12 protein-coding genes are annotated in these 10,932 nt (G+C 33.2%); 5 read left to right on the top strand and 7 right to left on the bottom strand.

Features of this window, described 5'->3' with window-relative positions; genetic code table 11:
• Nucleotides 1–10: 10 nt before the first annotated feature.
• The 7 genes from gap to recF form a co-directional block, all read right to left on the bottom strand.
• A complete protein-coding gene (gap, locus tag BP92_RS0103955; RefSeq protein ID WP_026724856.1) occupies nt 11–1,021 on the bottom strand; it encodes a type I glyceraldehyde-3-phosphate dehydrogenase in 1,011 nt (336 codons plus the stop codon).
• A 72-nt stretch (nt 1,022–1,093) separates the two neighbouring features.
• Nucleotides 1,094–1,969 (bottom strand): lipoyl synthase, encoded by an 876-nt coding sequence (lipA, locus tag BP92_RS0103950; protein WP_026724855.1) that lies wholly within the window; start codon nt 1,967–1,969, stop codon nt 1,094–1,096.
• Nucleotides 1,970–2,076: 107 nt separating this feature from the next.
• Nucleotides 2,077–2,640: an RNA polymerase sigma factor gene (locus BP92_RS0103945; RefSeq protein ID WP_026724854.1), complete on the bottom strand. Its 564-nt coding sequence runs from the start codon at nt 2,638–2,640 to the stop codon at nt 2,077–2,079.
• Nucleotides 2,631–3,740 carry a glycosyltransferase gene (locus BP92_RS0103940; protein WP_051604381.1) on the bottom strand — a complete coding sequence of 370 codons (1,110 nt, stop codon included), beginning with the start codon at nt 3,738–3,740 and terminating at the stop codon, nt 2,631–2,633. The genes BP92_RS0103945 and BP92_RS0103940 overlap by 10 nt, the downstream gene beginning before the upstream one ends.
• 12 nt (nt 3,741–3,752) lie before the next feature.
• Complete coding sequence (locus BP92_RS0103935; RefSeq protein ID WP_026724852.1) at nt 3,753–3,956, bottom strand: hypothetical protein; 204 nt, start codon at nt 3,954–3,956, stop codon at nt 3,753–3,755.
• A 307-nt stretch (nt 3,957–4,263) separates the two neighbouring features.
• The gene (gene murB / locus BP92_RS0103925; RefSeq protein WP_026724851.1) at nt 4,264–5,271 is read right to left on the bottom strand and encodes a UDP-N-acetylmuramate dehydrogenase; all 1,008 of its coding nucleotides are present in this window, start codon (nt 5,269–5,271) and stop codon (nt 4,264–4,266) included.
• Between the two features lie 143 nt (nt 5,272–5,414).
• The gene (gene recF / locus BP92_RS0103920) at nt 5,415–6,494 is read right to left on the bottom strand and encodes a DNA replication/repair protein RecF (protein WP_026724850.1); all 1,080 of its coding nucleotides are present in this window, start codon (nt 6,492–6,494) and stop codon (nt 5,415–5,417) included.
• 135 nt (nt 6,495–6,629) lie between these two features.
• Here recF and BP92_RS0103915 point away from each other — a divergent pair, with 135 nt between their 5' ends.
• The 5 genes from BP92_RS0103915 to BP92_RS0103895 all read left to right on the top strand — a co-directional run bounded on the left by BP92_RS0103915 (nt 6,630) and on the right by BP92_RS0103895 (nt 10,908).
• Nucleotides 6,630–7,415, top strand: coding sequence for a tetratricopeptide repeat protein (locus tag BP92_RS0103915; RefSeq protein WP_026724849.1), 786 nt, complete (start codon nt 6,630–6,632; stop codon nt 7,413–7,415).
• Between the two features lie 2 nt (nt 7,416–7,417).
• On the top strand, nt 7,418–7,903 hold the full coding sequence (gene ribH / locus BP92_RS0103910; protein WP_026724848.1) for a 6,7-dimethyl-8-ribityllumazine synthase: 486 nt from the start codon (nt 7,418–7,420) through the stop codon (nt 7,901–7,903).
• Between the two features lie 115 nt (nt 7,904–8,018).
• Complete coding sequence (locus BP92_RS0103905) at nt 8,019–8,312, top strand: hypothetical protein (RefSeq protein WP_026724847.1); 294 nt, start codon at nt 8,019–8,021, stop codon at nt 8,310–8,312.
• Nucleotides 8,312–10,168: a DNA mismatch repair endonuclease MutL gene (mutL, locus tag BP92_RS0103900; RefSeq protein ID WP_026724846.1), complete on the top strand. Its 1,857-nt coding sequence runs from the start codon at nt 8,312–8,314 to the stop codon at nt 10,166–10,168. Before BP92_RS0103905 ends, mutL begins: the two co-directional genes overlap by 1 nt.
• Complete coding sequence (locus tag BP92_RS0103895) at nt 10,165–10,908, top strand: rhomboid family intramembrane serine protease (protein WP_026724845.1); 744 nt, start codon at nt 10,165–10,167, stop codon at nt 10,906–10,908. Before mutL ends, BP92_RS0103895 begins: the two co-directional genes overlap by 4 nt.
• The last annotated feature ends 24 nt before the right edge of the window (nt 10,909–10,932 follow it).

Here is a 10,932-nt window from a genome sequence, read left to right as displayed (position 1 = left end):
AATAAAAACTTTATTTTTTAGAAACGAATGTAATTAAGTCAATTAATCGAGAAGAATAGCCAATTTCATTGTCGTACCAACCTACAATTTTAACCATTTTGTCAATTACAGAGGTTAATTGCGCATCAAATAAACAAGAGTTTTTATTCCCAATAATATCCACGGAAACAATTGGGTCTTCCGTATAATCTAAAATTCCTTTAAAATTAGTTTCTGAAGCTTTTTTAAACGCTTGATTAATTTCTTCAATAGAAACTTGTCGTTTTACATTGAAAGTAATATCCGTCAATGAACCATCTGGAACTGGAACGCGAATACCACAACCGCCCATTTTTCCTTCTAATTCAGGGAATATCTTAGTCAATGCTTTTGCTGCTCCAGTTGTTGTAGGAACAATCGATTGTGCTGCGCCACGAGCTCTACGTAAATCTTTATGTGGTTGATCGTGCAAACTTTGGTCTGTAGTGTAAGAGTGAATGGTTGTAATGTAAGCTTGTTCCACTTCACACAATTCCTGAATGATTTTAATCATTGGAGCCGCGTTGTTGGTCGTGCAACTTGCATTAGAAATAATAGTTTCGCTTCCGTCTAAAATGTGTTCGTTTACACCTAAAACTACGGTTTTTATTTCATCCACTTCAGAAGGTGCGGAAAGAATTACTTTTTTCGCTCCAACTAAAATATGTTGGTTAATCTCTTCAAACGATTTGAATTTCCCCGTCGATTCGATAACAATATCAACGTTTACCGATTTCCAATCTAAATTTTTAATTTCTCTTTCGTGAAAAAATAAAAACGATTTATCGTCAATACTAATCGAATCGTTAGAAAATGAAACTTTCTGATTCAAAACACCGTGAATGCTATCATATTTTACCAAATGCGCCATTGTTTTGTTATCGGCAATGTCGTTTATGGCAACCACTTCAATAGTAGGATGATTCAAAAGCAATCGGAACAAATTACGTCCAATTCTTCCAAAACCATTAATAGCAATTTTTATTTTTGTTTCAGGTTTCAAGTCTTTTTTGTTACAGGTTTTTATCTAGAATTCAATTCGCTATTCACTAATTACTTTTCACTAATCACTAAATTAATGAATGTGTTTCTCAGCATGATAAGACGAACGCACTAAAGCGCCACTTTCCACATGTCTAAAACCTAATTCTTTTCCTATTTGTTCGTATTTCGCAAATTGTTCTGGCGTGATGTATTCTTTAACTGGTAAATGTTTTTTACTTGGTTGTAAGTACTGACCAATGGTTACAATATCCACTTTTGCGTCGGCTAAATCGTGTAAAACTTGAATTACTTCTTCTTCCGTTTCACCTAAGCCTAACATGATACCCGATTTTGTTCTTTTAATACCTTGCTCTTTCAAGTAACGCAAAACTTCCAAACTTTTTTCATATTTCGCTTGAATACGAACTTCGCGAGTCAAACGTTTTACGGTTTCCATGTTGTGCGAAACTACCTCTGGAGCTACTTCAATTATTCTATCTAAGTTTCTCGTGTTGCCTTGAAAATCTGGAATTAAGGTTTCTAATGTTGTATTTGGATTCATTCGGCGAATCGCTTTCACGGTTTCTGCCCAAATAATCGAACCCATATCTTTTAAATCATCACGATCTACGCTAGTAATAACCGCATGTTTGATGTTCATAATCTTGATAGAACGTGCTACTTTTTCAGGTTCGTCCCAGTCCACATCTTCAGGGCGACCAGTTTTAACACCACAAAAGCCGCACGAACGCGTGCAAATATTTCCTAAAATCATGAAAGTTGCTGTTCCTTCGCCCCAACATTCGCCCATATTAGGACAACTTCCCGAAGTACAAATCGTATTCAGTTTGTATTTGTCTACTAAACCTCTAAGTTCAGTGTAGTTTTTACCTGTTGGTAATTTTACGCGTAACCATTTTGGTTTGGGTTCTCTTGGTGGAAAAACATTGTCAATAGCCGTGTCCATAATCAAAATTTTGATAGGCAAAGATACGATATGAAATTTAGAATTTTGAAGTATGAATTTAGAAAATGAGAAAACTTTAGGAAAGTTTTAGGAAATGTAAAAGTGGATTACTTCCCCGAAATAATCTCCGCCAATAATTTCTTAGCTCGAAGCAGTTTAATTTTGATGTTGTTCAGCGGTTCATCAATTTGTTCTGCCATTTCTTGGTAGGTCATTTCTTGGAAATAACGCATTTGAATGACTTCCTGATAAGCAGGTTTCAATTGTTTGATGTATTGTAGTAATTGGGCTAAATTTTGCTCTATAATCAATTCATCTTCAGCGGAATTCGATTCGTCGGCAACACTGTAGGCTTGATGATCTTCTTCGTCGTTCATTTCAATAAATAAAGAAGATTTCTTTTTGCGAAGCATATCAATATGAACGTTTTTTGCAATCGCAATCAACCAAGTATTAAATCCGTATTCGGGATTGTACGTCGCGATTTTATCAAACGCTTTTGCGAAAGTTTCGATTACGATGTCTTCGGTGTCGGTTTCGTTTTCGGTGCGTTTTAGCATGAATCCGTACACTTCATTCCAGAAAAAATCCAATAAAAACGTGAAAGCAACTTGGTCTCCCTTTTTTGCTTTTTCAATATTTTCTTGAATAATGACCGAATTTACTTCCAATGTACAGGTTTTGAGATGAGGTTTCTAAAAAATACGCTCAGTTGTGTAAAGATAAGTACAATTTCGATAATTGGATACCAATACATAACATCTTTTTCTTTTAATTTTCCAGCGGCATAACCTAAAGAAATCCAAGAGAATAAATATCTAAAAACGATAATTCCAGTCACAATCATCCATTGGAATTGAAACGCTAATAAAATTATCGCTAAAACTAAAAACCAAAACTGACTAAAGAAAAATAATCCCAATTGAAATTTATCAAATCCTTTGTAGAATTTCGCAGTTGTAGCGTGTCTTCTTTTTTGGTACACCCAAGACGAAAAAGTAGTTTTTGGTTCCGAAAATGTAAAACTTTCAGGAGTATATAAAATTGCGGTATTCTTTTTTGTAGCTGCTTGATTGATAAATAAATCATCATCACCCGAACGAATTTTCATGTGATCCATAAAACCGCGAACATTGAAGAATTCTTCTTTTTTGTAAGCTAAATTGCGCCCAACACCCATATAAGGTTTGCCGATTTTTGCCCAAGAAAAATATTGTGTAGCGGTTAACATTGTTTCAAAACGAATGATTTTGTTTAGGAATGAATTCTTCACTTTTTCGTAAGCGCCATAACCTAAAACAATTGTTTTTTCTTTTGTGAATTGAGTTGAAATTTGCAACAACCAATCGTTTGAAGCTGGATAACAATCCGCATCGGTAAATACTAAATATTCGTTTTTTGCGGCTTTAATTCCTAAGGTTAGCGCGAATTTTTTATTACCCCAAAACGCTTCATTGTTTTGAACTTTTACCAACTTTATATTCGCATATTGTTTTTCGTAACTTTCAAATAATTCCAAAGTTTCATCGCTCGAAGCATCGTCAATTAAGACAATTTCGTAATCAGGATAGTTTTGGGTAACCAAAGTTTGAAAATACTTTTTGATATTTTCTTCTTCGTTTTTAGCACAAACAATGATAGAAATAGGTAAACGTTTCGGAGTTCCTTCGGTTTTTTTACCAAATGAGAATTTTCCGAAAATAAAAAGGTAATAAATAAATTGAATAAACACGATAACCGCAAAAGCGATTAAGAGTATTGTTAGTATCATAAATTTTGAAAATTAAGAGTGCGAAGGTTCGCTGCAGTCTTTCATTTGTTCTGGAGTTTTTCCGCAGTAGCTACAGTTTTCTCCATCTTTGTTCAAAAACGGACTTTGGCTAGCACAAGTTCCAGCGAATTTCCCGTCTTTTTTTGCCCAAATTTTTATCGCGATACCTGCAAACGCAAGTCCTAAAAGTCCAATGGTTACTAATACAAGTTTCATCTTTTTCTATTTTGAACTGCAAAATTAATTAAAATCCAAATAACAAATCCCAAATTCCAAACAAATCTCAAAAACAAATTCAAAATTTTTGGAACACAGATTTAAGAAATGGAAGAAATCTTTAAAGTTAGAAAATTTAGCACGCGGATAGAACAGATTTGCTAATGCAAAACGCAGATTTAAACGGATTTCTTATGTTGCCTATGAAAAGTGAAATGCCTAAAATCAACACAAAACAAATCTATAATGTGTCTATGTGTTTAAAAAAGCACGCCAAGATTTTAAACTCCCAACTTTCTTCTCCCAACTAAATAATGTTAACTTCCGCTTCTATCGCAATTCCAAATTTTTCTAAAATCGTTTGTTGGATATTTTTAGATAGCGCTACAATTTCGGCTCCAGTTGCCGTTCCATAATTCACTAAAACTAAGGCTTGATTTTTATGAACTCCGGCATCACCAAAACGTTTTCCTTTAAAGCCAGCTTGTTCAATTAACCAACCCGCAGGTACTTTTACTTCGGTTTCAGAAACTACATAATGTGGCATTTCTGGATGAAGTGCTTTTGCTTTTTCGTAAGTTTCTTTGGGAATAATCGGGTTTTTGAAGAAACTTCCACTGTTACCTAATTCTTTTGGGTCAGGTAATTTACTTTGACGTATAGCAATTACAGCGTTGCTAACGTCTTTTAAAGTTGGGTTTTCGATTCCGTTTTGTTTTAATTCGGTTTCAATAGCGCCATAAGTTGTGGAAACTTTATGATTTATCTTCGTTAATTTAAAACTAACCGAAGTAATGATGTACTGATTTTTCAATTCGTTTTTGAAAACACTTTCACGGTATTCAAATTTGCATTGTGCGTTTGTGAAAGTCTCAATTTCTAATGTTTTCAGGTTTAAAGCATCGCAAGAAAACATCGTATCTTTAATTTCAATACCATAAGCACCAATATTTTGTATTGGAGTTGTGCCTACATTTCCTGGAATCAATGATAAATTCTCAATTCCACCGAAATTTTGGTTGATGCACCAAAGTACAAATTCATGCCAATTTTCACCAGCTTGTGCTTTTACGATAGCAAAATCATCATTTTCTTCTACAATTTCTCTTCCTTTTAAATTCACATGAACGACTAATTTTTGAATGTCTTGCGTTAACAACATATTGCTTCCGCCACCCAAAATAAAAATATCGTTGTTAGCGGTCAATACTTCTTTTAATTCATCGATAGAAGAAACAGAAACAAATTGTTTAGCTTTAGCTTCAATTCCAAAAGTATTATAGTTTTTTAAAGAGAAATTGGTTTGAATATGCATTAGAATAATTTTTTTCAAATGTAATGTTTATGTGGTAATTTTCAAATTCAACATTATGGAGCATTTTTTTTGGAACACAGATTAAAGAAATTTTAATAATTTTTAAAATCTGTTCCATCTGTGTTCCTAAAAATTATTGAAATTTAAATCGGAAATATTTTATAAGATTGATGTGTTTCTTTAATAATCATCTCTGTTCGTTCAGCATGAGTGTCAGAAATAAAAATTTGTCCAAAAACGGCATCATTTACCATGGTGACAATTTTTTGCACACGTGTTTCATCTAATTTATCGAAAATATCATCAAAAAGTAAAATAGGCAATTCACCACTTTGTTTTTTCATGAACTCAAATTGTGCCAATTTCAGAGCAATCAAAAAAGATTTCTGTTGGCCTTGCGAACCAAATTTTTTAATTGGGAAACCATCAATTTCAAAAACCAAATCGTCTTTGTGAATTCCAGAACTCGTATATTGAATAATTCTATCTTTTTGAAGCGATTCTTCTAAAAGTGAAAGTAATTCTTTTTCGAATAATTGACTTTCATAACGTAAAGCAACCGATTCATTTCCTCCCGAAATATTGGTGTGATGCTTTTGGAAAATCGGAATGAAATCGTTAAGAAACTGGTTTCTTTTTTCGAAGATTAATTGCCCGGTTTCGCTTAATAATTCGTTGTAAATAGCTAAATTATCTTCATCAAAAGTTTGGTTTAAAGCGAAGTATTTCAATAGAGCATTGCGCTGCGCTAACGTTTTTTGATATTGAATCAGCAATTGTAAATATTGGTTGTCTAAAGTTCCAATAACACTATCAATAAATTTTCTTCTTGTTTCACTTCCTTCCACAATCAAATCGGCATCAGAAGGAGAAATAATCACCAAAGGAATTAATCCCAAATGTTCAGAAAGTTTTTCGTAAACTTTTCCGTTACGTTTGATGGTTTTCTTTTGCCCTTTTTTTAAACTGCAAACGATTTTTTCTTCTTTGCCGTTTTTTTCAAGTAAAGCATCAATTACAAAAAACTCTTCGCCATGTTTGATATTTTGAACTGCTAACGGATTGAAATAGCTTTTTCCATAAGCTAAATGGTAAATAGCATCTAAAATATTGGTTTTTCCAACGCCGTTTTTTCCAACAAAACAATTGATTTTAGCGTCAAAATCAAATTCGATTTGGGCTAAATTCTTATAATTAAGTAAAGATAACTGTTTTAAAAACACAATAAATAAGGGTTGTTAGATGATAAAAAGTAAGACTTCCTGCAAAAGTAAATTGAAAATCTTAAAAATATCTACAAAAATGGTTTTAAATTTTAATAAAAATTATATTTTTGCACCTCATTAAATTAAAAATAAATGGCAACATATAACAAAAGAGGTTACAAAGCTCCAAAACCTGAAGAAGCAAAAGTTGAAAACGAGTTTGAAGAAGTAGAAGCAGTAGATGTACAAGATAGTACTACAGCAGAGGTTTTCAATACTTTAGATGAAACAGCTTCAAAAACTGAGGATTGGGTAGCTAAAAATCAAAAATTACTTTTAGGTATTGTAGGTGCAATTGCGATTGGAACATTAGGATACTTATTATTCAATCGTTTTGTTGTTGAGCCTAAAGAAGAAAAAGCAGCAAATGAAATTTTTCAAGCACAACAATTCTTTCAACAAGCAGTTGATGCTACAGAGAAAAACGATTCATTATACAATTTAGCACTTAAAGGGGGTGAAGGTAAATTAGGTTTCCTTGCAGTAGCGGAACAATATTCAGGAACAGCAGCTGGAAATTTAGCTAATTACCACGCTGGTATGGCTTATTTAAATTTAGGTGATTTTAAAAATGCTATTGCTTATTTAGAAAAATTTAAATCGGATGATGCTGTTTTAAAACCAATCGCTTTAGGAGCTATCGGAGATGCTTTATCCGAAACTAACAAAGTGGATGATGCGATTTCTTACTACAAGCAAGCTGCTGAAGCTTCTGAAAATGATTTTACTACGCCAAGATACTTGTTTAAAGCAGCTCAGTTATATGTGACTGCAGGAAAAAAAGCAGAGGCTAACAAGTTATTTGTAGAAATCAAAGAAAAATATGAAACTTCTAAAGAAGGAATGAATATTGACGCTTTCATTGCAATGACAGAATAATAATGGCAACAGAAAATAAAAATTTATCCAATTACGATAAAAACACAATCCCAAACGCGAAAGATTTTCGGTTTGGGATTGTTGTTTCAGAATGGAACGAACAAGTAACAGAAGGTTTGTATAATGGAGCTTTTGCAGCTTTGACCGATTGTGGTGCTTTACCAGAAAATATCATACGTTGGAACGTACCAGGAAGTTTCGAGTTGATTTTCGGAGCGCGCCAAATGCACGAAAAATTAGAGCTTGATGCTGTAATTGTAATTGGTTGTGTAATTAAAGGTGAAACCATGCATTTTGAGTTTGTTTGCGAAGGTGTTACGCAAGGAATGAAAGACTTAAATCTTTTATATGATGTACCAACTATCTTTTGTGTTTTAACCGATAACAATATGCAACAATCGTTAGATAGAAGTGGTGGAAAACACGGAAATAAAGGGGTGGAAGCCGCTATTGCTGCAATCAAAATGGTAGATTTGAATAGAAAATAAAAGGATTTCCTTTAAAATCAATATACTAATCCCGATTTTCATCGGGATTTTTTGTTAACAAAAATTTGGAGATTAAACGCGTAAAAATCCTTAAATTTGAAAAAAATAATGCGATATGATTAAGTTTGGAAAAGGTAGAATGCCAAAGAACAAAAGATTTAATTACACGCCTCGTCATTACGAAGGTAAAACGGTAGACAATCCATTTGATTTTGATTCTGCAATACGACGCGATAGAGAAACCGCAAGTTATAATGATATGAGAGCAATGTGGAGCGATGCTAGAGACGCTAGTAGGAACAGAAAGAATCGCTCTTTCAATATGCGTGTTATTATCATTGCCTTAATTTTGGTGTTGATCTTTTTCTTTATCATCGATTTTGATTTTTCCATATTTAGAAGAAAATAATGGCAGCGAGTATTATTCAACTTTTACCCGATCATGTTGCCAATCAAATTGCTGCGGGAGAAGTGGTGCAACGCCCTGCTTCTGTAGTGAAAGAGTTGTTGGAAAATGCCGTTGATGCCAAATCAACCGATATCAAATTAATCGTTAAAGAAGCAGGAAAAACCTTAGTTCAAGTAATTGATAATGGTTTAGGTATGAATACGACCGATGCACGTTTGTGTTTTGAACGTCATGCGACTTCTAAAATTCGAAAAGCAGAAGATTTATTTGATTTACATACAAAAGGTTTTCGTGGCGAAGCATTGGCTTCTATTGCTGCGATTGCTCACGTGGAATTAAAAACAAAACAAGACCAAGAAGAACTTGGAACTCATATTGTTATTGAAGGTAGTAAATTGGTAACCCAAGACGTAGCGGTTTTACCAAAAGGGACTTCGTTTGCCGTTAAGAATTTGTTTTTCAATATTCCGGCCAGAAGAAATTTCTTGAAATCAGAAACGGTAGAATTTCGTCATGTAATGGATGAATTCCAACGTGTAGCGATGGCGCATCCTTCGATTTCGTTTACGTTGATGCATAATGGAAGTGAATTGTATAATTTACCAAGTTCTAATTACCGTCAACGTATCGTAAATATTTTTGGTGGAAAAACCAATGAAAAGTTAGTGCCAGTTTCGGAAGAAACCGAGTTAATTACTATTTCAGGATTTGTAGGAAAACCTGAATTCGCTAAAAAGAGTAGAGGAGAGCAGTTTTTCTTTGTAAATGATAGATATATCAAAAGTGCGTATTTGCATCATGCGATTATGAGTGCTTATGAAGGTTTGCTGAAAGAAGGCAATCAACCAAGTTATTTTTTATACTTGCAAGTGCCACCTCATACGATTGATATCAACATACATCCAACCAAAACCGAAATTAAGTTTGACGACGAACATTCGTTATATGCAATTTTGCGTTCGGCTGTAAAACATAGTTTAGGACAGTTTAATGTAGCTCCTGTTTTAGATTTTGAACGTGATGCTAATTTAGATACGCCTTACGAATACAAAAACAGAGAAGCTGATTTTCCAACGATTCAAGTGGATTCGAATTTTAATCCATTTGCATCTGAAAAACCGAGTTCGAAACCGTTGTCTTCTTTTGGAAGTTATAAAAGAGAAACCACTACGGCGAGTTGGGAAAGTTTGTATGTTGGGTTAAAACAAGATACACAAGAAATAGAAACTTTTTCATTCGAAAGTGAAGAAGTTACTAGTAAATTGTTTGAAGATGATGTGATGGAAACTAAAACCACTTCTACCTATCAAATTCATAAAAAGTATATTGTTAGTGCGATAAAATCGGGAATGTTGGTTATTGATCAGGGAAGAGCACACCAACGTGTGTTGTATGAACAATTTCTGACTAATATTACAGTTCAGAAAGCTTCGAGCCAACAATTGCTATTTCCATTGGAATTGTATTTTTCTTCTGATGAAATGATTTTATTGAAAGAATTACAATCGTCTTTAGAAAATACCGGATTTGTTTTTGATGCTTTCAATAGTGATTCCGTTCAAATTTCAGGATTACCAATTGGAATGACGGAGAGTGAAGTTTCTATTGTTTTAGAAGAATTGATTGGAAATTTACAAAATGAAATTCCAGAAAGTAGTTTTTCACAAAGTGATAGTATTGCCAAATCGATGGCAAAAAGTATGGCTGTTAAAACCGGAACTTATTTAACCGAAAAGGAGCAAGAAAATTTAGTAAATTCTTTATTTGCTTGTAAAGAGCCTAATGTTTCTCCTTTTCAAAAACCTACTTTTATCACGTTAACGGTAGAAGATTTAGATAAAAAATTTGCGATATGATGAACATGACAGAAACTGTAAAACAGTTATTAATTATTAATGTTTTATTTTTTATAGGAAGTTTTGTTGTGCCACAGGCCAATGAATTATTAGCGCTTCATTATTTTGAAAGTGATGGTTTTAAATTTTGGCAACCTATATCTTACATGTTCATGCACGGAAGTTTAATGCATATTTTCTTTAATATGTTTGCTTTGATTTCTTTTGGAAGTGCTTTAGAACATTTTTGGGGAGCAAAAAAGTTTTTGTTTTTCTATTTTTCTTGTGGATTGGGAGCAGCTATAATTCATTCAGGAGTAAATTATTACTATTTTCATGATGGATTAAATGTTTTACTATCTCATAATATTGACAAAGGACAAATTATTGAACTTTTAAATCAGGGAAAATACGATACATCTTGGATAGAATTTATTTCACAAAGTGATTTAGAAAAAATGTATTCGTCTTATTTAACACCTGCTGTTGGAGCTTCAGGAGCTATTTACGGATTGTTGGTAGCTTTTGCTTTTATGTTTCCAAATGCTGAGTTAGCCCTAATGTTTATTCCAGTTCCTATTAAAGCTAAATACTTTGTTCCTGTAGTTGTATTGTTAGATTTGTTTTCAGGAGTAACAGGTTATAGTATTTTTGGTGGAAACATTGCTCATTTTGCCCATGTGGGTGGAGCATTAATTGGTTTTATTATGATGTGGTATTGGAAGAAAAATCAATTCAATCAAAACCGTTGGGACAGATAGATTTCAGAAAATAGAAATCAGAAT

It is taken from the genome of Flavobacterium sasangense DSM 21067 (assembly GCF_000686885.1).
Taxonomy (GTDB): Bacteria; Bacteroidota; Bacteroidia; order Flavobacteriales; family Flavobacteriaceae; genus Flavobacterium; species Flavobacterium sasangense.
This window is presented reverse-complemented; position numbering and strand designations above follow the sequence as displayed.